At 63.6% G+C, this 24482-nt stretch carries 20 protein-coding genes; 8 read left to right on the top strand and 12 right to left on the bottom strand.

Annotated elements, in window-relative coordinates; genetic code table 11:
• Window positions 1-284: 284 nt before the first annotated feature.
• The 4 genes from QQF40_RS08130 to dkgB all read left to right on the top strand — a co-directional run bounded on the left by QQF40_RS08130 (window position 285) and on the right by dkgB (window position 4538).
• Window positions 285-1466 carry an MFS transporter gene (locus QQF40_RS08130; RefSeq protein WP_285461011.1) on the top strand — a complete coding sequence of 394 codons (1182 nt, stop codon included), beginning with the start codon at window positions 285-287 and terminating at the stop codon, window positions 1464-1466.
• A gap of 108 nt (window positions 1467-1574) precedes the next feature.
• Window positions 1575-2489, top strand: coding sequence for a TIGR03571 family LLM class oxidoreductase (locus tag QQF40_RS08125; protein WP_285461010.1), 915 nt, complete (start codon window positions 1575-1577; stop codon window positions 2487-2489).
• Between the two features lie 74 nt (window positions 2490-2563).
• Window positions 2564-3574: an alcohol dehydrogenase catalytic domain-containing protein gene (locus QQF40_RS08120; protein WP_285461009.1), complete on the top strand. Its 1011-nt coding sequence runs from the start codon at window positions 2564-2566 to the stop codon at window positions 3572-3574.
• Window positions 3575-3731: 157 nt separating this feature from the next.
• Window positions 3732-4538: a 2,5-didehydrogluconate reductase DkgB gene (dkgB, locus tag QQF40_RS08115; RefSeq protein WP_285461008.1), complete on the top strand. Its 807-nt coding sequence runs from the start codon at window positions 3732-3734 to the stop codon at window positions 4536-4538.
• A gap of 150 nt (window positions 4539-4688) precedes the next feature.
• Here dkgB and QQF40_RS08110 read toward each other — a convergent pair whose 3' ends face one another.
• The 12 genes from QQF40_RS08110 to ltnD all read right to left on the bottom strand — a co-directional run bounded on the left by QQF40_RS08110 (window position 4689) and on the right by ltnD (window position 20589).
• Window positions 4689-6473: an amino acid ABC transporter ATP-binding/permease protein gene (locus QQF40_RS08110; RefSeq protein WP_285461007.1), complete on the bottom strand. Its 1785-nt coding sequence runs from the start codon at window positions 6471-6473 to the stop codon at window positions 4689-4691.
• Window positions 6470-8293 carry a thiol reductant ABC exporter subunit CydD gene (gene cydD / locus QQF40_RS08105; protein WP_285461006.1) on the bottom strand — a complete coding sequence of 608 codons (1824 nt, stop codon included), beginning with the start codon at window positions 8291-8293 and terminating at the stop codon, window positions 6470-6472. Before cydD ends, QQF40_RS08110 begins: the two co-directional genes overlap by 4 nt.
• Window positions 8280-9278 (bottom strand): cytochrome d ubiquinol oxidase subunit II, encoded by a 999-nt coding sequence (gene cydB / locus QQF40_RS08100; protein WP_285461005.1) that lies wholly within the window; start codon window positions 9276-9278, stop codon window positions 8280-8282. The genes cydD and cydB overlap by 14 nt, the downstream gene beginning before the upstream one ends.
• Before the next feature lie 4 nt (window positions 9279-9282).
• On the bottom strand, window positions 9283-10689 hold the full coding sequence (locus tag QQF40_RS08095) for a cytochrome ubiquinol oxidase subunit I (RefSeq protein ID WP_285461004.1): 1407 nt from the start codon (window positions 10687-10689) through the stop codon (window positions 9283-9285).
• Window positions 10690-11249: 560 nt separating this feature from the next.
• Window positions 11250-12455, bottom strand: a complete 1206-nt coding sequence (locus tag QQF40_RS08090) for a GGDEF domain-containing protein (protein WP_285461003.1) — start codon at window positions 12453-12455, stop codon at window positions 11250-11252.
• Window positions 12456-12490: 35 nt separating this feature from the next.
• Entirely contained in the window at window positions 12491-13990 is a 1500-nt protein-coding gene (locus tag QQF40_RS08085) for a GGDEF domain-containing protein (protein WP_285461002.1), read from the bottom strand.
• A gap of 183 nt (window positions 13991-14173) precedes the next feature.
• A complete protein-coding gene (locus QQF40_RS08080; protein ID WP_285461001.1) occupies window positions 14174-15550 on the bottom strand; it encodes a GntP family permease in 1377 nt (458 codons plus the stop codon).
• Between the two features lie 163 nt (window positions 15551-15713).
• The gene (gene denD / locus QQF40_RS08075; protein WP_285461000.1) at window positions 15714-16709 is read right to left on the bottom strand and encodes a D-erythronate dehydrogenase; all 996 of its coding nucleotides are present in this window, start codon (window positions 16707-16709) and stop codon (window positions 15714-15716) included.
• Window positions 16710-16797: 88 nt separating this feature from the next.
• Complete coding sequence (gene otnI / locus QQF40_RS08070) at window positions 16798-17610, bottom strand: 2-oxo-tetronate isomerase (protein WP_285460999.1); 813 nt, start codon at window positions 17608-17610, stop codon at window positions 16798-16800.
• A gap of 38 nt (window positions 17611-17648) precedes the next feature.
• Entirely contained in the window at window positions 17649-18302 is a 654-nt protein-coding gene (gene otnC, locus QQF40_RS08065; protein ID WP_043336237.1) for a 3-oxo-tetronate 4-phosphate decarboxylase, read from the bottom strand.
• Window positions 18299-19651, bottom strand: a complete 1353-nt coding sequence (gene otnK / locus QQF40_RS08060) for a 3-oxo-tetronate kinase (protein WP_285460998.1) — start codon at window positions 19649-19651, stop codon at window positions 18299-18301. Before otnK ends, otnC begins: the two co-directional genes overlap by 4 nt.
• Entirely contained in the window at window positions 19651-20589 is a 939-nt protein-coding gene (gene ltnD, locus QQF40_RS08055) for an L-threonate dehydrogenase (protein WP_285460997.1), read from the bottom strand. The genes otnK and ltnD overlap by 1 nt, the downstream gene beginning before the upstream one ends.
• 162 nt (window positions 20590-20751) lie before the next feature.
• Between ltnD and QQF40_RS08050 the strand changes: the two genes are divergently transcribed.
• The 4 genes from QQF40_RS08050 to QQF40_RS08035 all read left to right on the top strand — a co-directional run bounded on the left by QQF40_RS08050 (window position 20752) and on the right by QQF40_RS08035 (window position 24423).
• Window positions 20752-21789, top strand: coding sequence for a LacI family DNA-binding transcriptional regulator (locus QQF40_RS08050; protein WP_285460996.1), 1038 nt, complete (start codon window positions 20752-20754; stop codon window positions 21787-21789).
• Window positions 21790-22070: 281 nt separating this feature from the next.
• A complete protein-coding gene (locus QQF40_RS08045) occupies window positions 22071-23006 on the top strand; it encodes a beta-keto acid cleavage family enzyme (RefSeq protein WP_285460995.1) in 936 nt (311 codons plus the stop codon).
• Window positions 23003-23956 (top strand): L-carnitine dehydrogenase, encoded by a 954-nt coding sequence (locus QQF40_RS08040; RefSeq protein WP_285460994.1) that lies wholly within the window; start codon window positions 23003-23005, stop codon window positions 23954-23956. The genes QQF40_RS08045 and QQF40_RS08040 overlap by 4 nt, the downstream gene beginning before the upstream one ends.
• Window positions 23956-24423: a thioesterase family protein gene (locus tag QQF40_RS08035; protein WP_285460993.1), complete on the top strand. Its 468-nt coding sequence runs from the start codon at window positions 23956-23958 to the stop codon at window positions 24421-24423. The genes QQF40_RS08040 and QQF40_RS08035 overlap by 1 nt, the downstream gene beginning before the upstream one ends.
• Window positions 24424-24482: the final 59 nt, after the last annotated feature.

Genomic DNA, 24482 nt, shown 5'->3' with positions numbered 1-24482 from the left:
CGCTGTTGAGTCACCCGGTTGAGTCGCCCTGTCGCGTCCCCCTGTCGAGTCGCCCTGTTGAATGACGCTGTTGAGTCACCCTGTGGCGCCATCTGGCATGAGATCGAGATGACGTCACAAGCTGACAGGGACAGGTGCTGCAAGGATGGGGGAAAGGGCGCCGTCATCGGGAATCTTCACAAAAACTGCAAAAGTCTTTCATCATTTCTTGCGTTTATCACAAAGGTTTCTGACGGCAGACTGCACAGCATCCAAGACCCACCCATTGCTGATGGAGAACTGCCATGCCCCTTGCCCTGCTGGCGCTGACATTGAGCGCCTTTGCCATCGGGACCACCGAGTTCGTGATCGTCGGACTGGTGCCCACCATCGCTCAGGACCTGAGCGTCTCTCTGCCTTCCGCTGGCCTGCTGGTCAGTCTGTATGCCGTCGGTGTCGCCATCGGCGCCCCCGTGCTGACCGCCATGACCGGCCGCTTCAATCGCAAGCTGGTACTGCTGGGACTGATGGCACTGTTCATCGCCGGCAACCTGCTGGCCTGGCAGGCACCCAGCTATGGCTCGCTGATCACGGCGCGCATCCTGACTGGCCTGGCCCACGGGGTCTTCTTCTCCATCGGCTCCACCATCGCGACAAGCCTGGTGAGCAAGGACAAGGAAGCCAGTGCGATCGCCATCATGTTCACCGGCCTGACCGTGGCACTGGTCACCGGCGTGCCGCTGGGCACCTGGATCGGTCAGCACTTCGGCTGGCGCGCCACCTTCCTCGTGGTCTCGCTCCTAGGCGTGCTGGCATTGATCGGCAGCGCCATCCTGGTGCCCAACAATCTCAAGAAGAACGTACCGGCCACCTTCGCCCAACAGCTCAAGGTTTTGACCCATCCGCGCCTGCTGCTGGTCTACCTGATCACCATTCTCGGCTACGGCGGCACCTTCACGGCCTTCACCTATCTGGCCCCGCTGCTGCAGGACGTCAGTGGCTTCAATGAAGGCGCCATCAGTCTAATCATGCTGGTCTACGGCGTCTCGGTCGCCATCGGCAACATCCAAGGCGGCAAGCTGGCTGACCGCATGGGCCCGATCCGCGCCCTGACCCTGATCTTCGGTGGCCTTATCGTCATCCTCGGCGTGCTGACCTTCACTGCCGCCAACCCGATCACCGCCGTGATCACCATCCTGATCTGGGGTGCCTTCGCCTTCGGCAACGTGCCGGGCCTGCAGGTCTACGTCGTGCAGCAGGCCGAACGCTTCGTGCCGCAGGCCGTTGATGTGGCCTCCGGCCTCAACATCGCCGCCTTCAACATCGGCATCGCACTGGGCTCCATCGTCGGTGGCCAGGTGGTCTCCGGGATGGCACTGACCGACACCGCCTGGATCGGCGCGCTGATCGTCACCGCCGCCCTGCTGCTGACCCTGCTGGCCGGTCGCCTCGACAAGCGTCACGCCTCTTCCATCGCGACCGCCTGATCCGCCGCGAAGCCTCCCGCCATCACGACGTGCCCCCGATTCCGACAGCTCAGCCTGCTGGCTCGGGGGCACCGTCGTCTACCCACCTGCTTGCTGAAGGACTCCATCATGATCTCCCCGACCCGCCCGCTGGATCGTCTCACTCAAGGCCCCCTGACCCTGGGCGTCGAACTGCCCCTCGACAATGATTGGGTCCGCACTGACAGAGCCCCCTCCACGCCCTTCGGCGTGCCTGACATGCGCGCCCATGCCGAGCTGATCAAACAGGTCGACAGGCTCGGCTTCCGTGCCGCCTGGTTGCGTGACGTGCCACTGTTCGACCCCGCCTTCGGCGATGCCGGTCAGGTCTTCGAGCTGTTCACCTACCTGGGCTATCTGGCCAGTCACACCGACAACCTGCTGCTGGGTACCGCCGCCGCGGTGCTGCCGCTGCGCCAGCCGTGGCTGGTGAGAAAGGCCGCCGCCAGCGTGCAGGCCCTGAGCGAAGACCGCCTGCTGCTGGGCATCGCCAGTGGCGACCGTCCGGCGGAATACCCGCTGTTCGGTGAGGAGTTCGCGACCCGTGGTGCCGTCTTCCGTCACGCGGTGGACGTCATCAAGGGCCAGGCGGACGACGCCCTGAGCGAAGGCCAAGCCATCCTGCCTGCCGCGACGCGTCCGCCGCTGTTGAGTGCCGGGCTCTCCCAGCAGACGCCCGAGTGGATCGGTCGCGAGATGGACGGCTGGCTGGCCTACCCGGGCACGCCGGAGGACCACATCCGCCGCGTGGCGCTCTGGCGTCAGGTCGCCGGTGACAAACCCTACGTCAGTTTCATCCACCTCAATCTGGAAGAAGATCCGCACGCCCCGGTGCGTCGTCATCGCTTCGGGTTGTCGAGTGGCCGCCTTGCCCTCATGGAAGAACTGTCGGCCATGCAGGATGCCGGGGTGAATCACATCGGCTTCCATCTGCGTCGCAATCGCCGCCCGCTCACGGAAACTCTCGAGGAACTGGGCCGTGAGGTGCTGCCGCACTTTTCATGAGGGGTGACGGATCACACTGATCAGGCCCCGCCATGGCGGAAAGGATTCACCGTTCACGTTTGCAAGGAGATCCCATGTCAGATTCCACGGAAACCACCACCCCGCAAGATATCAGTCACAGCGCCACCCGGGCACCCGCCTGGGTATGGCAAGGCCCGGGCGAGCCTGAGGCGCTCGAGCAGTTAGAGGTGGACATCGGTGCGCCGGGAGACGATGAGGTACTGGTCGCCACGCGTGCCATCGGCCTCAACCCCGTCGACTGGAAGTTCATGGCGATGGACAGCGAGCTGTGGCAAGCCGGCCAGATTCCCGGCGTCGATGCCTCCGGCGAGGTGATCGCCTGCGGTGCCAATGTTCGCCACGTATCGCCGGGCGATCGCATCGCGGTCCACACCACCCTGGCGGGGCCGGGCACCTTCAGCAAACGCCTGCGTGTGCCTGCGCGCGCCGTGATGCGTCTGCCCGTCACCCTGGGCTTCAATGACGCCGCCGCCTTCCCGTGCCCGGCACTGACCGCCTGGCTTGCCATCGACAAGCTGCCCGTCAAGGCCGGGCGACGCCTGCTGATCACCGGCGCCTCCGGCAGCGTGGGCCGCTGGCTGATCCAGCTGGCCCGACAGCGCGACTTCCATGTCATCGCCGCCGCCTCCGAGAAGCGCCACGCGGACCTCAAGGCGCTGGGCGCCGACGAGACCCTGACGGACGCCGAGCAGCTGGACGCTCCGGTCTACGCCGTGATCGATACCGTCAATGGGGATCACGCCCGCAAGATGACCCGCCACCTGGGGGCCAACGGCCATATCGTCTGTATCCAGGACCGTCTGGAGCAGGCGGCCGCGCCGGCCTTCGATCGCGCCATTTCGCAGCACGAAGTCGCACTCGGGGCACTTCACTGGGCGGGTGACGACGAGGACTGGGCACGCCTGGTCGCAGCAGGGGAAGGCCTTCTGGAAGCGATCGCCGATGGCTCCCTGAACCAGCCGGCGCCCTGCATCGAACCGTTCACGGCGCTGCCGGACTGCCTCGCCGAGCTGAAGAGTGGTGAGCGTCGCGCCCTGAAATTCGTGATCACGGCCAACGAATGAGGCGCATGGCGGGCGGCGCAGGATTGTTGCGCAACCGGCACATGACTGATGCGTAAGCACGCCATTGTCGCGCCAGTTTCACAGCCCCAGTAAACACGACACAACACATGGAAACGTCCCCGCCGCACTCGGCGGGGAGGTCAACAGGAGTTACCGCATGTCGACTACCCTACCGAATCCCGGCTTTGGCACCTTCCGTCTGGAAGGCGACACCCTGCGTGAGAGCATGAAGGCGGCGCTAGACGCCGGTTATCGTCATTTCGATACCGCTCAGTTCTACGGCAACGAAGCCGAAGTGGGACAGGTGCTCGCCGACAGCGGCATCCCGCGCAGCGAGCTGTTCGTCACCACCAAGATCTGGTACGACCGCCTCCAGCCTGGTGACCTGGAAAAGAGCGTCGAGGAAAGCCTCGAGAAGCTCAAGATGGATTACGTCGACCTATTGTTGATCCACTGGCCGTCGCCCAATGACGAAGTCGCCATGGAGGATTACCTGCCAGCGCTCGCCAAGATGAAGGCCGAAGGGAAGACGCGCCATATCGGCATCTCCAACTTCACCTGCGAGCAGATGGAACGCGCCGTCGGCATTCTGGGCCGAGATGCGCTGCTGACCAATCAGGTCGAGGTGCATCCCTTCCTCCAGAACCGCAAGGTGCTCGACAAGTGTCAGGAGCTGGGGCTGGAAGTCAGCGCCTTCATGCCGCTGGCCGTCGGCAAGGTGATGGATGACGAGACCCTCAAGATCATCGCGGACCGCCACGGTGTCAGCCCGGCTCAGATCGCTCTGGCGTGGCTGAAGATGCAGGACATCGTGACCTTCCCGTCCTCCACCAAGCCCAAGAACATTCGCAGCAACTTCGAAGCCTTCTCTCTGACTCTGACCGGCGAGGATATGGCCAAGATTGCCGAGCTGGACCGCGGCGAGCGAATCGCCAACCCGGACATCGCGCCCGACTGGGACTGATGGTCTGGCATTTGATCGACTGTCACCGATCGACTGAACTGATTGGCTAGGCCTGATCGACGGTTCCAGTGACAAGAAAGCCTCCCGGTCACTCTGCCCGGGAGGCTTTTTCGCATTTCCACCCTGCCTTGATTGGATCCCGAAGGGTGCTCAGCGATCCAGCCACCAGACGCGAGTCACGGCCTCGGTGCCGGGGCGTGGCGCCTCGAGATCCTGCTCATGCAGCAGATAGATCACCGTCCTCCCCGCCAGCCAGTCAGCCAGCCCCTGCGCGACGCGTTGCGCTGTCGTGGCATCCAGCCCCGAGAAAGGCTCATCCAGCAGCACGAGGCCGGGGTTGGTCAACGCCAGGCGCGCCAGACTGATGCGTCGGGCCTGACCACCCGATACCTGACGACCGCCCTCGCCGACACGCGTTGCCAGCCCCTGCGGCAGACTCGCGACCCAATCGGCGAGATCCACCGCGTCAAGCACCTGCCATAGCGCGGCATCATCGGCGTCAGCGGCCCCCAGTCGCAGGTTGTCAGCCAGACTGGCATCGAACAGATCGACCTGCTGAGTGAGGCAACCGACGCCATCGGCAATCGCCAGCGGCGCGTACTGATGTACCTCCTGGCCATTGAGCAATACCCGCCCGCTCTGCTCTTCACCTCGCTTCTCTTCAGTACCCCCGCTCGGCTCTTCATCTGGTCCGCTCTGCAGGCCGCGGGAGGCCAGGCTGGTCTGCCCGGTCAGCAGCGCCGCCAGCGTCGACTTGCCAGCCCCGGAGGCGCCACAGATCGCGACCTGCTCACCGGCCTCGACAGTGAGCGAGAGGGTTGAAAATGCAGCGAACAAGGCGCCCGGATAACGGTAGCTGACTTGCTCCAGCGTCACGCTGATCGGCCCCGCTGACAGACGAGCATCGCCATGCACAACACCCGCGGCGTGCTCGATATCATTAAGGCGCTCCGCGGCGCCAAGCGTCGCTCCGGCCTGACTGAAGGCCGCCGGCAGCCCCGCCAGTCCCTCACCCAGCGCCATCGCCGCAAGCGGCAGCATCACCATCATCGGTCCGCTGAGCTGGTCATCACGCAGAGCGAGCATGCCCATCGCCAGCAACAGCAACCAGGCGAGTCCGATCACCAGCACGGCCAGCGCATTGCCGACGGCACTGATGACCGCCAGCCGCCATTGGTCCGCCAGCAGACGCGCTTCCACCGCCTCAAGCTGCTCACGCACATGCCCAAGCGCCGCGTAGGCCTCGAGTTCGGCATGCCCGCGCAATGCCTCCATCAGGCTGGAGCGCAACGCCTCGAGAGTGGTCACACGCCGACGGCTGGCCACCAGCCCCCAGCGCGCCTGCCCGAGTGTCAGCCACGCCCAGCCAGTCAACAGCAAGAGCGCCAGCCACGGCGTCGCGCCCGGCAGCCACACGAGTGTGATGCCCAGCAGCGCCACAATCAGCAGCAAGGCCATCACCGGAGGCGCCGCCAGACGCAGATAGAGCGCATCGAGGGTGTCGATATCCGCGGTCAGACGATTGAGCCAGTCACTGGAACGCCGGGATGACAGCCGCGCGGGGTCCATGCTGACCAGCGAGGCAAAGGCACTGCCGCGCAGGCTGGCCAGCAGTCGCAGGATGGTGTCGTGATTGTAGAGTCGCTCCAGATAGCGCGAGACGGTGCGCGAAACGGCAAACAGGCGAATCGCGCTGCCCGGCGTGTAGACATCCAGCACCGCAACGGCTCCGGCAGCCAGCGCCGCCCCCGTCAGGGCCGACGCCGTGATGAACCACCCCGAGACCGCCAGCAGTCCAAGTGCCGACAGCGCGGTCATTGTCATCAGCACCACGCCCAGAAGCAGTCGACGCCGATAGCGCTCATGCACCCGCCCCCAGGGCGCCAGCGCGGCCAATGCCTCGCGCGTCGAGGGAGTGCGAGCGGGCCCGATCATGATGCGCCCTCCCCAGAATCCTGTTTCTCTCCAGTGGTGCCAACGACTCCATCACGGGTCAGGCACAGCTGGCGCGTCGCCATGACCCTCAAGGCCGGATGGTGAGTGGCGATGACCAGCGTACGGCCTTCTTCGGCCAACGCCTGGAAACCGGCGATCAGGCGCTGTTCGGTGTCGGCGTCCAGACTTGCAGTCGGCTCATCGAGCAACACCAGCGGCGCATCGCTCAAGAAGACCCGCGCCAACGCCAGACGCTGAGCCTGGCCGCCGGACAGCCCACGCCCGCCTTCGCCCAACGGGCTGTCGATGCCCTGCGGCAAGGCGGCCAGCACCTCGCCAAGGCCTGCGCGCGACAGCGCCTGCGCGATCGCGTCATCACTGGCGTCTGGCGCGGTGATACGCAGGTTGTCGGCCAGACTGCCCTGCATCAGCAGCGGGCGTTGATCCATCCAAGCAAGACGTGTGGCCGCATGGCGACGACAGCGGCCTTCATCGGGTGCCACGAATCCTGCAATCAGTTGCAACAGCGATGACTTGCCGGCCCCGGACGGGCCGCTGATCACCAGCACCTCGTGGGCCTTCAAGGTGAGATCCAGCGGGCCAAGCACCCTGCCCCGTCCGGGATGCGTCAGCGTGACGGCCTCCAATTGCAACATCACATCGTCGGGCAGCGAGACACTGGCCGACGCCATCGTGGAGGCCTGACGCGCCGGCGCGATGGGCGTGTCGAGCAGCTCCAGCAGCGAGTCCGCGGCGGCCAAGGCCGAGGCGCGATCATGATAGTGCTGTGACAGGGTGCGCAGCGGCTGGAAAAATTCCGGCGCCAGCAGCAGGATCAGCAGCCCGCTGAACAGGGTCAGCGACTGGGCGGGCCCGAAGGGAATGTCGCCCAGCAGACCGAAGCCGATATAGATCGCGACCACCGCGATCGACACCGACGAGAAGAACTCCAGTACCGCTGATGAGAGGAAGGCGAGGCGCAACGTGCGCAGACTGCGGCGGCGATAATCATCGGAGACCAACGTGACCTCACGCGTGGCCTGCTCGCCCAGGCCGAACAGGCGCAGCGTGGTGATCCCCCGCACCCGATCGACGAAGTGGCGTGAGAGGCGCGCGACCGCGACGAATTGCTCGCGATTGAGCGACTCGGCCCCCATGCCGACCAGCGCCATGAACAGCGGGATCAGCGGCGCGGTCAGCGCGAGCAGAATCGCCGCCAGCCAGTCCTGACTGACCACGATGGCCAGAATCACCAGAGGGCTGATCAACACCAGGCGCAGCTGCACGTAGAAACGCGCAAAGTAGCCTTCCAGCGCCTCGACCTGCTCGACCCAGCGCTGCGCCACTTCGGCACCATGGAACTGCGCTGCCCGCACCGGCCCCAGCGCCTGCAGGTGATCGAGCACATCACGACGCACCCGCTGGCGCAGTCGCTGACTGGCCTTCTGCGCGCAAAGCTCCTGTGCGGCACCCAGCAAGGCGCGTACCACCAGCAGCGCGATCAGACCCGTGAACGGCCACCACAGGCGGGCCAGCGACTCGGGCTGCTCTATCACCTGGGCGACCAGCCAGGCCAGCAGCACCAGTTGCGCGACCGTTGCCAGCCCCGCCAATGCGCCGCACAGCGCTGCCATACCCAACAGGCGACGCTCGCGCGTCGCCTGTTGGGTGAGCCACTTGCCAGCGGCCTTGCGCCTGGCCTTGTCACGCTCCTTGCCTGTGACATTGTCGGCGCTGACGCTTGCACGCGCCGTGTCACTGCCAGCGACGCTGGTCGGGGGATTCTGCGCTGCCCCCTGCGTGAGATCAGTGATAGCCACCGTCCTGCACCTTGCCGCGGAAGACCCAATAACTCCAGGCGGTATAGCCCAGCACGATGGGAATCACGAACAGTACACCGATCAGCAGGAACAGCTGCGCACCCGGGTCTGACGCAGCATCCCAGATGGTGATGTCCGGCGGCACCAGATACGGCCACTTGCTGAAGATCAGCCCCAGATAGGTGAACAGGAACAGTCCCAGGGTGGCGACGAAGGGCTGGCCTTCTAGGCGCTTGCTGACGGCACGCCAGAGGAAGGCTGCGCAGCACAGTGCCAGCACCGGGAAGACCCAGAACATGCCGATATGATTGAACCAGCGCTCCCGCACGTATTCATCGACGAACGGGGTATAGAGGCTGATGACCGCGAAGCCGACCAGCACGGCGATCAGCAACTTGGGCGTGATGCGATAGGCCCATGCCTGAACCTCGCCTTCACTTTTCAGAATGGTCCAGGTGGCGCCCAGCAGAGCGTAACCTGCCACCAGCGCAAGCCCGGTGATCACCGTGAAGGGGGTCAGCCAGTCAAAGGCACCGCCCACATAGATGTGGCCTTCAGTGGCAAAGCCCTGGATATAGGCCCCGACCACCACGCCCTGACAGAAGGTCGCCACGTAGGAACCGCCACTGAAGGCGACATTCCACCAGTGCCGATTGCGCGTGGACTTGAAGCGGAATTCAAACGCGATACCCCGGAAGATCAGCCCGGCCAGCATCAGGAAGACCCCAAGGTACAATGCCGGCAGCAAAATGGAGTACACCGCCGGAAACGCCGCCAGCAAGCCGGCCCCGCCCAGCACCAGCCAGGTTTCATTGCCGTCCCAGACGGGCGCGACCGAGTTCATCATCACGTCACGAGCGTGTTCATCCGGGGCGAAGGGATAGAGGATGCCGACCCCGAGATCGAAGCCATCCATCAGGATGTACATCATGATGCCGAAGCCGATGATCAGCGCCCAGATCATGGTGAGATTGATCAGTTCCATGTGCTCAACTCCTTACCGTACGGCTGGCATCATCATCGAGACTCTCATGCGCGGCGGACAGCGGGCGCATCGCGGTTTCGACATCGTCATGCGGCAGCTCAGGCTGCATGCCGCCACGGATGACGCGCGTCAGGTAGTAGCTGCCGGTCACGAAGACCACCAGATAGACCAGGAAGTAGCCGATCAGGGTGGCAAGCACCATCCAGCCGGTCAATGACGGCGTTACGGCCTCCTGCTGGGTCATCATCTCGTAGACCAGCCACGGAGAGCGCCCGGCCTCGGTGACGAACCAGCCGGCCAGCACGGCGAAGAATGGCGCGATCGACATCAAACGCAGCGTCTGCAGGAAGGGGCGCGAGCGATAGAGCTTGCCATCGCGACGCAGGAACAGGCCGATGAACGCCACCGCGATCATCACCAGCCCCATCGCCACCATCACGCGGAACGACCAGAACACGAACCACACCGGCGGCTGCATGTCGGGCTCGACCTCCTTGAGGCCTGGCACCACGCCATCGGGATCATGGGTCAGGATCAGGCTGGCCAGCTTCGGGATCGCGATCTCGAAGTGGTTCATCTGGGCTTCCTTGTCCGGCCAAGCGAACAGCAGCAAGGGCGCGCCCGACTGGGTTTCCCAGTTGCCTTCCATCGCCGCGACCTTGGTCGGCTGATGCTCCAGCGTGTTGATGCCGTGCATGTCACCCACCACTGCCTGCGCCGGTGCCAGTACCAGCAGCAGCCACATGCACATCGACAGCGCGCGCTTGTTGGCCTCGACATCGCGCCCGATCAGCAGATACCAGGCGCTCACCCCGGCCACCACGAAGCCGCCGGTCAGGAACGAGGCGATCGCCATGTGCGTGAAGCGATACGGGAAGGAGGCATTGAAGATGGCCGCGCTCCAGTCATTCACGAAGAAGTGACCATCGACGAAATCCACGCCCGCCGGTGTCTGCATCCAGCTGTTGGAGGACAGGATCCAGAAGGATGAGATGAAGGTGCCCAACGACACCATCAGCGCCGCGAACAGGTGGACGCCTTCCGGCACCTTGCCACGCCCGAACAGCAGCACGCCGAGGAAGCCCGCTTCGAGGAAGAAGGCGGTCACTACCTCATAGCTGAGCATCGGTCCGATGAAATTGGAGGTGGCATAACTGAAGTTGCTCCAGTTGGTGCCGAACTGGAAAGCCATCACGATGCCGGAAACCACACCCATCGCGAAGACCACGGCGAATACCTTCACCCAGAACGCCGCAAGGCGCTCCCAGGCGGCATTGCCTGTCTTGTAGAAAAGGCCATGCAACAAGGCCACATAGGATGCCAGACCGATGGTGAACACCGGAAAGACGGCATGAAAGGACACGACAAATCCGAACTGTATGCGTGAAAGGATCACGGGATCCAGTTCCATGGGCGACTCCTCAGGACTCCAGGGGTTGCTCTCTGTTCATCCCGTTGTGGGACGCACAGTCGCAGCGATATCACGGTCAGGCTCGTGACGACAAGGCATACCACCAAACTCCATCGATCATGGTAGTCATCTTTCTACCAGCTGACCCAAAGAGCATAGAAAACACCAGGCTATCGTGCACGATGACGCTTTGCCGCAGGCCCAGTCATTCGCTCAATCGCCATGTTGTGATCGATCAGGCCCGCCATATTGCACGACAGCATCCACGTATTTTCCACTCGGCATGCTCAGGCTTGCCATCTATATTTCGCCGCACATCCATCTTTATTGACATACATCAAGATAACCCTACCTCGAGCCTGAAATATGACCAATGACAAGGGCAGTCTGTGATGGATTACGTCGATTCCTGTCGTGCTGCTTACTTTGAGCCAGCGAGGAATATGCTCCCTGATGCCTGCATAAGAACAAGGCGCGCCCCCTTTCGAGAACGCGCCTGATTGCCTCCACCTCTTCCCTCTTCCCTTTTACTTGTTGCTCTGCCCCTTCGCGTCAGGAACTCACCGTACGACACAGCAGTCGCGCCCCTGATGCTTGGCGTCATAGAGCGCCGCGTCCGCCGCACGCACCAGATCGGTCAGATTGGTGTGCTGCTCGGCCTTGTAGCTCACCGCCCCAACGCTGACGGTCAGCACTTTCGCCACCGCGCTGTCGGGGTGGATCATCTTGAGCGCACGTACCTTGCGGCGGATTCGTTCGGCGCAGGCACGCAATTGTCGCTCGGTCACTGACTCCAGCAGAACCAAGAATTCCTCGCCGCCATAGCGCACCACCATGCCCGGTTGCGGGCCGATGGCGGCCTGGAGCGCACTGGCCACCTGTTGCAGGCAGTGATCTCCCTCCACATGGCCATGATGGTCGTTGTAGGTCTTGAAGTGATCGACATCCACCATCAGGATCGCCAGCCCGTCCTCACGGGTCAGACCCTCCCAGCGCTGGGCCAGATCCCGCTCGAGATGGCGCCGGTTGAAGACACCCGTCAGCGCATCGCAGTTGGCCTCACGGGTAAGACGTTGACCGGCAGCGCGCTTCTCCTCCAGCAACAGTCGCTCACGCTGGCGCAGCAACCACACCTGACGCTGGTTGTGCTCGAGCTGATGGTTGGCCAATAACGAGAGCCCCGTGGTGCTGACGAAGATCACCATCGCCAGCAGCTCCAGCCCCTCCTGGCCGGCAGGTTCCAACGCGATCACCCCGGCCATGATGAAGGTGCAGGTCAGCGACGCTGTCAGTGCCTGGGGAAAGCGCAGCCGAAAGAGAATGTTGCCGACCATCGGAAAGAAGCCGAACAACAACGTATCGACATGTGAAAGCTCGGTGCGCGAGAGCTGCAACAGGATGGCGCTGACCAGCATGGTGTTGATCACCAGCGCGGTCATCAGCCATTCCTTGAGCCGCATGGAAGTCACCCGCTGCACAAGAGGCAGCACCAGCATGGCCACCACGCAGACACAGCCCAGCCGCAGCATGGCGGCCAGTGCCAGATCCTCACTGCGATGAATGGCGTCACTGATCAGGAAGGTGGCATACATCACGAAGGCGAAGATGCCCGAATACAACAAGCCGCGCGTGTGCGAGACGCGCGTCTCTTCCACATACCGGGTCTCGAGGGCGTCAGGGAACATGAGCCGCCAGCGTGACGCGCCGCGACCGTCGATCAGCCCCTCGACGACACCGCGCTCGGCAGCCACCGTCTCTGGAATCATCGCCTCTCTGGCCGCGGGGAGTCGCCTGTGACTTCTCATGACAGACCTGCTCCGCCCGCCGGCGGCCTGTGATCTGGCAGCTCACGCTTCTGCTCACCCTGCTGCGCAGCCTGCCGCTCAACGCCAAAGCCATCGTGAGGACCATCACGCAGTTCATCACGCAGGTCATCACTGGCCCGGGCGCGCGCCGTGCCATTGCCGTTGCCACGTTGCACGCAGGTACGGTTGCGGCCATGTCGCTTGGCACGATAGAGCCCCTTGTCGGCTTGATCCACCCAGCGATCGAGGAGCGTTTCGACCGCCATGTCGCACGTCATCTCATCCTCCATCCCCTCGCCCTCGAGCAGGCGCGACAGGGGGATGACGCAAAGCCCCACACTCAGGGTGACGACGCCGAGTTCCGACTCGCGGTGAGGCAGCTTGAGCGACTTGATGGCATAGCGCATCGCCTCGGCCAGACTGCGCGCATGCTCGAGATCCCGCACGGACACCAGGGCGGTAAATTCCTCGCCACCAAAGCGGACGACGCTGGCCAACGCAGCCTCTTCCCCCTCGAGAGCACCGGCGATGTCAGTACCTTTTTCCCTGTCCAGTGTTTCCTGCAAGGCCTGGGCGATCTGATACAGGCAGTTGTCGCCCGCCACATGCCCGTAGTGATCATTTAAAGCCTTGAAGTGATCGACATCCATCATCATCAGCGCCAGACACGGCAATGGTGGCGCCGGATGGGACGCTGACACGCCGTTCTTCGCCTGCTGAGCGTAGCCATGGTGCTGCTTGAGCACCTCGATCAGATGGCGGCGATTGTAGAGCTGGGTAAGCGGGTCGAGACAGGCCATTTCCTGCAGCTCGGCATTGCGCGACTCGACATCCTGCAGACGCAGTTGATCGATGGAGGTCATCAGGTAGGCATGGCGGGCCGAGAACTCTATGCGAAAGCTGGCAACCAGCGAAAACAGGCAGAACGCCATGAAAACGAAGGCGATCGCGAAGTCCATGTGGGCATAGGGCATCGCGACACTCAGCGCTACGCTCATCACGATGGCCATCCCCCCTGCCGACAGCACCAGAGCCGAGACGAAACGAATCTGCATCAGGACGATACCGACCAGTGGCACCACGCCCAGCGCATAGAGTTCGAGGAAGCAGCGCAGGTGATTCTCGCGCACCGCCAGCCACGCCGCCAGGCCGATCACGCCCCACAGGGTCGCGACCAGCAGCGCCTCGCGCCCGACGGAACGACAGACCTCGCTCTTGAGGACCAGCCCGAGTATCGCGAGTGCGATGCAGACATACAGGCGCAGCATCACGGCGAGATTCTCTGTCACCGGCATCGCGATCGGCGCATAGAAGGTGTCATAGAGCACGAACATCAGCTGAAAGATGATCAGGCTCCAGCAACCCATTACGGCACGGCTTACCCGCCGACGATGCTCGAACTGCTCAAAGTCTCTCTCGAGTTCAGGGGCAAAGCTCAGCTTCGCAGGGGTCGTGGCACTCAGGTGTTGCTCCAATATTGCCATTCGTGAAGGCATGTCTGATTTCCCTTCAATCGTCCTGCTTTCTTTATCACATGCACAGATGTTGAAAGCACGCTTACGGAAATGACAAACGCCTCAGGTCCGTGTTGATACCCCGCTGATGAACGAAAAATCAACGAAAACACCGGGCCTCGATGAGGCCCGGTGTTCTAGATACAGCTGACTGCGCTAACTGGCTCAACCGATGATGGCGTTGAGCAGCAACAAGGTAATGATGGAAATGGCCCAAGCGAGTGTCGTCGGCAATGTCAGCACTAGCATCTGATGCTTGGTGCTCTTTACGCCGAGCATGCGGTTGACGACCCAGAAATAGCTGTCATTGAAGTAGCTGAAGAACATCGCGCCGATACAGGCGGCCTGCGCGGCCAGCACCATGTTGACGTCCGGCATGCCCATCAGGATAGGTGCGGAGATCGAGCCCGCGGTAATCATCGACACCGTGCCACTCCCCTGGATGAAGCGCACCAAGGTGGCGATGATGAACGGAACCAACAGCGGCTGAAGCCCCAGCGCTGCCACCTGCATGGCGATGTAATCGCCGCCGCCACTGGCACGCAGTACCGAGCCCAGCGCACCACCGGCACCGGTGACCAGCAGGATGATACCCGCCGTCTCGACACCCTTTTCCAGATGATCGAACACTTCCTGCTTGGGGGTCTTCGGCATCAGACCATAGATGGCGACCAGCACCCCGATGCCCACAGCGATCACCGGGTTGCCGACGAAGGCGATGGTGCTGGTAAACGCGTTGCTGGTATCGCCCATCACGGCGCTGACCAGCGTATTGAGGAAGATCAGCGCGATGGGCAGGCCGATCGGCATGCAGGACATCAGCAGGGAAGGCAGCTGCGATTCAGGCATCATGCTGTTGGTGTCATGCTTGACGCTACCTTCGAAACCACCCGGCTGGGCTTCCAGCATCGCCTCGATACGCGGCCCCATCAGGCGGGCATAGATCACCAGTGCAATCAGCGCCGGCGCGGTAATGACCAGGCCCCAGCCGATCATCAGACCGATGTCGACACCGAAGATACCGGCCACGCCCAGCGGGCCCGGGGTCGGTGGCACACTTGAGTGGGTGATGATCAAGCCGGCCGCCAGCGCGATGCCCAGACCGATCACCGAACGCCCGCTGTTGCGCGCCAGTGAGCGCACCAGCGGGTTGAGGATGACGTAGGCCGAATCACAGAAGATCGGGATGGAGACGATATAGCCCGTCAGCGCCATCGCGGCCTCTTCCTTGTTCTTGCCCAACAGATTGAGGATGGCGTAGGCCATGCGCTGCCCGGCACCGGTCACCTCCAGGATACGCCCCATCATCACGCCGAAGCCGATCACGAGGCCGATGGTGGAAAGCGTCTTGCCGAAACCAGTGGTGATGGCACTGATGACCTCATTGGGCGGCATGCCGCCGATCAACCCCGCCAGCGAGGCGGCGATGATCAAGGCCAGCAAGGCATGCACGCGGGTTTTCAACACCAGATAGATCATGACGAAGATGGCGATGCCCAGGCCGATGATGACCTGTGGCCCCGCGACGGCGGCGTCTGTCATGGGGTGCTACTCCTGTAGTTTGTTATTGTATGGCGCAAGGTATGCGGTGTCGGCGCTGCCGGCTGGCATGACGCCGATCGTTGTTATTGACGTACTGCTGTGACGAGCAGGTCTGGCAAAGGTGTCTGGCGAGCTTGTCCTGGATGAGATGCCCATACGCTGGCTAGGCGATAGCACTCTCGTCGCGATACGCATTGAGAATCTCGTGCAGGTCGGCATCGCCGACGAAGCCCAGCGAACGTGCCTTGCGGGTGTCAAACCGCGCCGGCCAGCTGCCGACGATGGCGGTGATACGCGGGTCAGGCTCATGCTTGACGAGTGCCAGCGCCTGCTCGCCGGCGATATCCTTGAGCGCCGCGAGCATTGACGCGACGCTGACGGTGATGCCCGGCAGCATGAAGCAGCGCGAGAGGCCGAAGTTCGCGCTCGCCACCTCCGCGCCCTTGAGCAGGGCCGCGACCACCCGACGGGGCGACATCACGAACATCTCGAGTTCGCTCGGTACCGGGCAGATGGCGGCTTCGCCATTGAGCGGTTCGCGCAGGATGGAGGAGGCGAAGCTCGAGGCTGCCGCATTGGGACGCCCCGGGCGCACAATGATGGTGGGCAGACGCAGCACGCAGCCATCCACCAGCCCGCGACGGCTGTAGTCATTGATCAGCAGTTCCGACATCGCCTTCTGGGTGCCGTAGGAGTTCTGCGGCACCAGTGCGGTCATGTCGCTCAGTGTCTCGGGAAGATCGCCTCCGTAGGCGGCGACCGAACTGGCCATCACCAGCCGGGTGCCGCTCAATCCACGCGCCGCGCAGCCTTCCAGCAGCAGGCGAGTCGCGTCGAAGTTGACGCGCATGCCAAGCGCCAGGTCCGCCTCGGCCGCCGAGCTGACCACGGCTGCCAGGTGATAGATCACCTGCGGCTCGCCCGCCAGGCAGCGATCAAGCACCTCGGCATCGGCGATATCGCCTGCCACGATCTCGATATCCAGCGAGGTGGCCGGTTCGACTGCCAGACATGACGCCGCCTCGGGACGTGGCGCCTCGATCTGATCCAGCAGGGTCAAGCGCGACAATGGCTGCCCCTTCAGGCTGCCCTTGTCGATCAAGGCCTCGGTCAGGCGCTGACCGAGAAATCCGGCGGCTCCGGTAATCATGACGTGCATCGTGTGGACTCCTTGCTCGCCGCCTGGCATGACGGCTCATGGCGTGTTGTCGTTATTGGTGTTTCTGCTGTCTTGGGTCGGGTCGTGATCAGGTGGTGCCGGACTGGCCGTCGTTAAGCCCGAAGGCGCGACCCCAGCCGAGGCCTGCGCGCGTCTCACCCCGCGGACGATATTCACAGCCGATCCAGCCGTCGTAACCCAGACTCTCCAGCCGGTCGAACAGCGCCGGATAATGCACTTCCCCGACATCCGGCTCGTGACGGTCCGGCACGCCGGCGATCTGCACATGGCCCATATGCGCGAACTGCGCTTCCAGGTTGCGGATCAGATCGCCCTCGACGATCTGGCAGTGATAGAGATCGAACTGCACCTTGAGGTTGGCGGCGCCGACCTGGGCGAGAATCTCGCGTGCCTGCGCCTGGCCGCTCAGATAGAAGTCGGGCATGTCGCGCGGGTTGATCGGCTCGATCAGCAGTGTCTTGCCGGCCTTCTCAAGCTCGGCAGCGGCGTAACGCAAGTTGCTGATATAGGTCTCGGTGCAGCGCGCGCGCATGGCCTCATCCGCGCTCTGCGGCACCAGGCCCGCCATGGCATGCACGCGCGGACAATCCAGCGCTTGGGCATAGCGGATCGCCTCTGCCACCGAGGCCCGAAACTCCTCCTCGCGCCCCGGCAGGCAGGTCAGGCCACGCTCACCGGCCTCCCAGTCGCCCGGCGGTAGGTTGAACAGCACCTGCGACAGCTGGTGCTCATCAAGCCTCGCGCGCAATGCTTCCGGTGAATAGGCATAGGGGAAGAGATATTCGACCCCGCGAAAACCGCTTTCGGCCGCAGCCGCGAAGCGATCGAGAAAGTCATGCTCGGTGAACAGCATGCTGAGATTGGCGGCCAATCGGGTCATGTCAGATCCTTGGGTTTCACAGACGAAGATGTCATCACTCAGGGGCGCCCGAACTTGGCTTCGAGTTCCGCCACCTGTTCCGGGGTCATCCCACGAGGGTTCTTGCCCTGCAGCAGCAGGAACAGCTTGGCGGTTTCCTCAAGCTCTTCCGTGGCATAGACCGCCGCTTCCAGGGTCTTGCCGGCCACCACCGGGCCATGATTGGCCAGCAACACGGCGCAGTGCTTGCCGGCCAGACCACGCACGGCATCGCCCAGCGCGGGGTCGCCCGGCATGTAGTAAGGCACCAGCGGCAGCTTGCCGACCCGCATCACGTAATAAGCCGTCAGCGGAGGAATGCACTCGCAGGGATTCACGTCCGGCAGGCAGGACACCGCCACCGAGTGGGTCGAATGCAGGTGAACGATGGCACCCGACTGCGGGCGCTCGTCATACATGGCGCGATGCAGGAAATGCTCCTTGGTCGGCGCGTCGCCATCGATCAATACGCCCTGGGCATCGAGGCGCGAGATGCGCGCCGGGTCCAGGCGCCCCAGACAGGCATTGGTCGGCGTCATCAACCAGCCACCATCGTCCAGCCGCTGGCTAATGTTGCCGCTGGACCCCATGGTCAGGCCGCGGTCGAACAGTGACTTGCCGTAGGTGGCGATCTGCTCACGCAACACGTTGATGTCGTGCTGTGACTGACTCATGCGTTCTCCTCGCGAGGATTCATGGCATCGAGGACATCGAATGCACGGGTAAAGAAGTCTTCCCCCCCGAAGTTGCCGGACTTGAGTGTCAGCGAGAGCATCGCCTCCGGCTGCGAGGGGCCGGCGGCCGGGTGCGGTGCCTGTGTCCAGGGCACGCCGGGGTCGATCTGACCGCCGATACGCAGCTCACGGATGTCGAGTGCCGAGACTACCGCGCCGGAGGTCTCCCCCCCCGCCACCAGCAGGCGCCCGACGCCTTCCGCGACCAGGGTGCGGGCCAGACTGGCCAGGGCGCACTCGATGAGCTCACCGGCCTGCTGGACGCCCAGTGACGCCTGCGCCGCCTTGACGCTCTCCGGTTGGGCCGAGGCGTAGATCAGAAATGGCTTGGGGTCCGTCGCCGCCAGTTGCTCACGGGCGAAGCCCAGCGCCGCTTCGAAGTGGGCATCGCTCGCGTTGAGCTTGACGGGGTCCAGCGCGAAGGCAGCATGCTGCTGCGTGAAGTGCGCCACCTGCTTGAGCGTCATGCGAGAACAACTGCCGGACAGCACCATCGCGGCGCCCTGCGCCGGGGCCAGCACCGCCGCATCATCGATCGGCTCAAGCCAGTTCTTGCGGCGGTACTGGGCAGGCAAGGCCTGCGCGAGGCCAGAGCCACCGGTGACCAGCGCGTGATCGACCAATGACTCGGCCAGCACCTCGAGATCCTGCTCATCGAGGCTGTCACAGACCACATGACGCACGTCTTGATGGGCAAGCTCGTTCAGACGCTGACGGGCCGCCTGCGCGCCGCGGCGCAGAGTGGCGTGATCGAGCAGCCCCACGCCATGGGGCGTCTGGCGTGACAGCACGCGCACGATGTCGGCATCGGTCATCGGGTTGAGGGGGTGATGCTGCATGCCGCTGTCATTGAGCAGGCGGTCGCCGACGAACAGATGGCCTTGATAGACACTGCGCCCGTTGATGGGGAACGCCGGTACGAAAGCCGTCTGCGTGGCGGACAAGGCCTCCAGCAAGGCATCGGCGACCGGCCCGATGTTGCCCTCGGGCGTGGAATCGAACGTCGAGCAGTACTTGAAGAACAGCTGGCGCGCGCCCTGGGCTTTCAGCCATTCAAGCGCCGCGAGGGATTCTCTGATCGCCTGATCCACCGGGCAGCTGCGCGACTTGAGCGCGACCACCACGGCGTCGACCTCAGTCAGGTCCAGCCCGTTCGCCGCCCCTTCCTGCAGCGCGTCTTGGGGCACCCCGATCACCTGCACGGTGCGCATGCCGGCACGTACCAGGTTGTTGGCAAGATCCGTCGCGCCGGTGAAGTCATCGGCGATTCCGCCCAGTACGATCGGCATCACTGCGCTCCTTCATCATTCGCGGCCGGCAGGTTGAAGCTGCCGAGACGCTGATAGACCTTGATGACGGCCGAGTCATCCTCGCGCCCGAAGCCTGCCCCACTGGCGGCGGTGAACTGCTGCAGGGCACTGCCAGCCACCGGCATGGCAAGCTTCAGCTCGCGGCCGGTGCTGTGCACGATATTGAGGTCCTTGACGAAGATGTCGACGGCCGACAGCGGCGTGTAATCGCCCTTGAGGATGTGCGGCACGCGATTCTCGAACATCCAGGAATTGCCCGCGGAATGGGTGATGACGTCATACAGGGTGTCGGGGTCGATCCCCATGCTCATGCCCAGCGCCATGGCTTCTGCCGCCGCCGCGATGTGCACGCCAGCGAGATGCTGATTGACCAGCTTGACGCTCGAGCCCGGTCCGGCGCAGTCGCCCAGCCGATAGACATTGGCCGCCATCGCCGCCAGCACGCGTTCCGCCTTGACGTAAGCCGCTTCACTGCCAGAGGACATCACGGACAGCTCACCACTGCGTGCCTTGACGGCGCCGCCGCTGATCGGGGCGTCGAGCAGCTCAAGTTGCATGCCGTTCAGGCGGGTTTCGAGATCACGCGCGAAGCTCGGCGCCACGGTGGCGCACTGGATCACCAAGCTACCCGGCGCGAGTCGCTCGGCCAGGCCGCCCTCACCCTGCGCCCCGAACAGCACCTGCTCCACCTGATCGGCATTCACCACGACCAGCACTACCACCTGACACTCGGCCGCCAGTTCCAGCGGCGAGGCAACGGCGCGGCCACCCGCCGCTTCGAAGGCCTGACAGGCGGCGGGCGAGATATCACAGCCGATCACGTCCAAGCCTGCTTCCAGCATGGCGCGCGCACTGCCCATTCCCATCGCGCCGAGGCCGACAAGGCCGGTCACTGGTGAAGTCGTTGCTGCTGTCATCTCGCATCTCCCGCGGAAGCTGTTGCAAGTGATGATCAAGGCGACCTCAGGCGGCACACCGATCAGCACTTCACTGAATGTTAGCGCTACCATGTTAGCGCTAACATCATTAATAGATTAGGCTCCAAGCCACGACAAGCGGCAAATGAGAAAACGCGACATATGTCTAATCCACCATCATCCCCCCGCCGCAGCCGCAAGGGCGCCATGCAGCCGACCCTGAATGACGTGGCCCGGGAAGCCGGGGTCTCCTCGATCACCGTCTCGCGCTACTTCAATAGCCCCGACAACGTGCGCGAAGCGACGCGCATCAAGGTCGAAGCGGCCATCGAGAAGGTCGGCTACGTGCGCAACATGATTGCCGGCAGCCTGGCCTCGGCCTCCAGTCGCGTGATTCCAGTGATCGTGCCCTCGTTGTCCAACGTGGTGTTCATCGACGTAATCAAGGGCCTGCAGGAGGAATTCGAGGCACACGGCTATCAGCTGCTGCTGGGCAAGACGGATTACGATCTGGCTCGGGAAACCCAGCTGATCCGTACCTTTCTGGGCTGGTCGGCTGCGGGCTTGGTGGTGACGGGGCTGCGCCATGACGATGCGACGCGCCAGATACTGGAGAACTGGAATCAGCCGATAGTGGAAATCATGGAGCTGGGGGAAGGGTTGGATCTGAACGTGGGGATGGATCATATCGCTGCCGGACGCGCCATGACCGAGCACCTGCTGGCACGCGGGTACCGCTCGATCCACTTCGCCGGTGCCGAGCTTGATCGCGACTATCGCGCGGCGATGCGCTATGCCGGGCATCGTGAGGCGCTGGCGGCGGCCGGCATCGAGGAGGCCCCCTTGCTCGATCTGCCCGTACGTCAACAGATGACCAGCGGTGCTCAGGCGCTTGAGCGTATCAAAGCGACATTCCCTGACTGCGACGCCATCCACTTCGCCAACGATGACATGGCCTGTGGCGCCATCCTCGCCGCCGCGCGGCTTGGGGTGCGTGTCCCGGACGACATCGCCATCGCCGGCTTCAATGGCCTGCCGATCGGAGAGCATGTCACGCCGCGCCTCACCACCATCGTCTCACCGCGGGAGCAGATCGGCCGCATGGCAGCGCGCAAGCTGCTGGCGCGCATCAATGGCGAACCCGTCGGAGAACTGAGCCACGATTTGGGATTCACGCTACGGGTCGGTGGCAGTACCTGAGACCGCGAAGCCTCCTCAAGGCGCAGCCCGATAGGCTCAGGCGCGAGGCGTCTAACCGATGCATTCGCGTCCATCAGGGCGGGTTGGCGCCCGGCCTGAGCAAAGTTGACGTAAAACGCAAAGTATCTGGCGTCTTCTGATCATCTCGCAGCTCTCAACTTCACGACACTGTGTTCAACAAAGGCGCAGAGGCGATGCGACCGAGACGTGCAGGTCGACGTCTGGTGACATGGCCGCTGCGACTTACCGCAGACAAGTGTTCTGACACGTGAGGCCCAACGATGAATCGCAAGACTATCCTGACATGCGCCATCACTGGCGCGGGTGATACCGCCAGCAAGAACCCGAATGTCCCGGTGACGCCGAAGCAGATCGCCGATGACTGCATCGCGGCCGCCAAGGCCGGTGCCAGCGTGGCTCACATTCACGTGCGTGATCCGGAGACCGGCGGCATCAGCCACTCCAACGAGCACTTCCGTGAAGTCATGGACCGTGTGCGTTCCGCCGACACCGACATCGTCATGAACATCACCGCCGGTGGTGGCGGCGACTGGATTCCGGACGTCAACGACCCGACTCGTGGTGGCCCGGGCACCGACATCCAGACCCCGGCCGAGCGTCACGCGCCGATCCAGGAACTGCTGCCGGAACTGTGCACCCTGGACTGCGGCAGCCTGAACTTCGGCGACATGGTCTACATCAACACCGCTGACTGGCTGCGCGAGCACGCTCGTCTGGTGCAGGCCGCTGGCGTCAAGCCGGAGCTCGAGTGCTTCGATCTGGGCCACGTCTGGTTCGCCCGTCAGCTGCAGCAGGAAGGTCTGCTCGACGACGACCTGCTCTTCCAGCTGTGCCTTGGCATCCCGTGGGGCGCGGAAGCCGACACCGAAACCATGCTGACCATGAAGAACAAGCTGCCGACCAACTCCAACTGGGCTGCCTTCGGCATCGGCCGCATGCAGATGCCGATGGTCGCACAGGCCGTGCTGCTGGGCGGTCACGCTCGCGTCGGTCTCGAAGACAATCTCTATCTGTCCAAGGGTGTGATGGCGACCAACGCGCAACTGGTCGAGAAGTCCTCCGGCATCATCGAGAACCTGGGTTCCAGCGTGATGACCCCGGCCGAGACGCGTGAATTCCTCAAGCTGCGTGATCCGTCCACCGGCAAGACCGCTGGCGATATCGCCGCACTCGAAACCGCTGGAGGTGTCGCATGAGCCAGTTGTCTGTCGTAGGAACCGGTGTCATCGGCAATGGCTGGATCTCGCGTGCGCTAGCCAATGGCTGGGATGTGGTCGCCTTTGACCCGGCACCGGACGCCGAAGCCCGCACTCGCGCCTTCGTCGCGAATGCCTGGCATGCGCTGGAAAAGGATGGCCTGGCAGAGGGTGCCTCCGTCGATCGTCTGCGCTTCGCCGCGACCCTCGAGGAAGCCGTGGTCGGCGCCGACCTGATCCAGGAAAACGTGCCGGAACGTCTGCCACTCAAGCAGGAAATCCTCAGCGCCATCGACGCCGCGGCCGAAGAGCACGTCGTGATCGGCTCTTCCACCTCCGGCTTCAAGCCGACTGATCTGCAACAAGATTGCAAGAAGGCACCGGGCCGCGTCATCGTCGCTCACCCCTTCAACCCGGTCTATCTGCTGCCGCTAGTCGAGCTGGTCGGTGGCGAGCACACCTCACCGGCACTGCTGGAAGGCGCCCGTGACGACTACCAGCAGCTGGCGATGCGTCCCCTGATCGTGCGTCGCGAGATCGAAGGTCACATCGCTGACCGCCTGATGGAAGCGCTGTGGCGTGAAGCCCTGCACCTGGTCAACGACGGCGTCGCCACCACCGAAGAGATCGACGCTGCCGTCGTCTATGGCTGTGGTCTGCGCTGGTCGCTGATGGGCACCTTCCTGACCTTCCACCTGGCAGGCGGCGAGCCGGGCATGCGTCACATGCTCGAGCAGTTCGGCCCGGCACTGAAACTGCCGTGGACCAAACTCGAAGCGCCGGAGCTGACCGACGAGCTGATCGACAAGGTCGTGGAAGGCTGCGAATACCAGGCAGCGGGCCGCCCGGTCGCCGAGCTGGACCGTCGTCGCGATGACTTCCTGGTCGAGCTCTTGAGCCTGACGCGCAAGTACTGGCCGGAAGCCGAAGGCCTCGAGGGGCGTATCTGATGGACCTGCTCGAGATCACGGTGCCGCATGAGTGGGTCGACTATAACGGCCACATGAACGATGCCGAGTACGCGCGCGCCTTCTCGATGGCGGTCGAGGCGCTGATGGAACACGTGGGCCTGGGGGAGGAAGGTCGCAAGGAGCACGATCTGACCATCTACACCCTGGAGACGCATCTGTGCTATCTGGCGGAAGCGCACGAGGGCCAGACGCTCAAGGTCAAGGTGCTGCTGCTGGACCATGACGCCAAGCGCCAGCACGTGCTGTTCACCCTGACGGATGCCGCCGGCGGCGAGATCGCCACCAGCGAGCAGATGTTGATGGCGATGAGCATCAGTGGCGGTCGCCCCACCCCCTGCCCGGAAGCGGTCGCGGAGCGCATTGCCGCCCTGCCCCAGCCGGCAGACAACGATGACTGGCCCAAGGCGGCCGGTCGTCGTATCGCCATCCGCCGCAAGACGGCCTGAGACATGTGACAATCGGTGTCCGATTCGGATAACAAGTCGCTGATTCAGCGTCGAAACCC

Origin of the sequence: Cobetia sp. LC6 (assembly GCF_030264805.1) — a bacterium.
In the GTDB taxonomy this organism is placed as follows: Bacteria; Pseudomonadota; Gammaproteobacteria; order Pseudomonadales; family Halomonadaceae; genus Cobetia.
This window is presented reverse-complemented; position numbering and strand designations above follow the sequence as displayed.

Coding starts and splice junctions, on each gene's coding strand:
- QQF40_RS08130 (WP_285461011.1), top strand. CDS start 285: ATGCCCCTTGCCCTGCTGGCGCTGACATTGAGCGCCTTTGCCATCGGG.
- QQF40_RS08125 (WP_285461010.1), top strand. CDS start 1,575: ATGATCTCCCCGACCCGCCCGCTGGATCGTCTCACTCAAGGCCCCCTG.
- QQF40_RS08120 (WP_285461009.1), top strand. CDS start 2,564: ATGTCAGATTCCACGGAAACCACCACCCCGCAAGATATCAGTCACAGC.
- dkgB (WP_285461008.1), top strand. CDS start 3,732: ATGTCGACTACCCTACCGAATCCCGGCTTTGGCACCTTCCGTCTGGAA.
- QQF40_RS08110 (WP_285461007.1), bottom strand. CDS start 6,473: ATGATCGGGCCCGCTCGCACTCCCTCGACGCGCGAGGCATTGGCCGCG.
- cydB (WP_285461005.1), bottom strand. CDS start 9,278: ATGGAACTGATCAATCTCACCATGATCTGGGCGCTGATCATCGGCTTC.
- QQF40_RS08095 (WP_285461004.1), bottom strand. CDS start 10,689: ATGGAACTGGATCCCGTGATCCTTTCACGCATACAGTTCGGATTTGTC.
- QQF40_RS08090 (WP_285461003.1), bottom strand. CDS start 12,455: ATGATTCCAGAGACGGTGGCTGCCGAGCGCGGTGTCGTCGAGGGGCTG.
- QQF40_RS08085 (WP_285461002.1), bottom strand. CDS start 13,990: ATGCCTTCACGAATGGCAATATTGGAGCAACACCTGAGTGCCACGACC.
- QQF40_RS08080 (WP_285461001.1), bottom strand. CDS start 15,550: ATGACAGACGCCGCCGTCGCGGGGCCACAGGTCATCATCGGCCTGGGC.
- denD (WP_285461000.1), bottom strand. CDS start 16,709: ATGCACGTCATGATTACCGGAGCCGCCGGATTTCTCGGTCAGCGCCTG.
- otnI (WP_285460999.1), bottom strand. CDS start 17,610: ATGACCCGATTGGCCGCCAATCTCAGCATGCTGTTCACCGAGCATGAC.
- otnC (WP_043336237.1), bottom strand. CDS start 18,302: ATGAGTCAGTCACAGCACGACATCAACGTGTTGCGTGAGCAGATCGCC.
- otnK (WP_285460998.1), bottom strand. CDS start 19,651: ATGCCGATCGTACTGGGCGGAATCGCCGATGACTTCACCGGCGCGACG.
- ltnD (WP_285460997.1), bottom strand. CDS start 20,589: ATGACAGCAGCAACGACTTCACCAGTGACCGGCCTTGTCGGCCTCGGC.
- QQF40_RS08050 (WP_285460996.1), top strand. CDS start 20,752: ATGTCTAATCCACCATCATCCCCCCGCCGCAGCCGCAAGGGCGCCATG.
- QQF40_RS08045 (WP_285460995.1), top strand. CDS start 22,071: ATGAATCGCAAGACTATCCTGACATGCGCCATCACTGGCGCGGGTGAT.
- QQF40_RS08040 (WP_285460994.1), top strand. CDS start 23,003: ATGAGCCAGTTGTCTGTCGTAGGAACCGGTGTCATCGGCAATGGCTGG.
- QQF40_RS08035 (WP_285460993.1), top strand. CDS start 23,956: ATGGACCTGCTCGAGATCACGGTGCCGCATGAGTGGGTCGACTATAAC.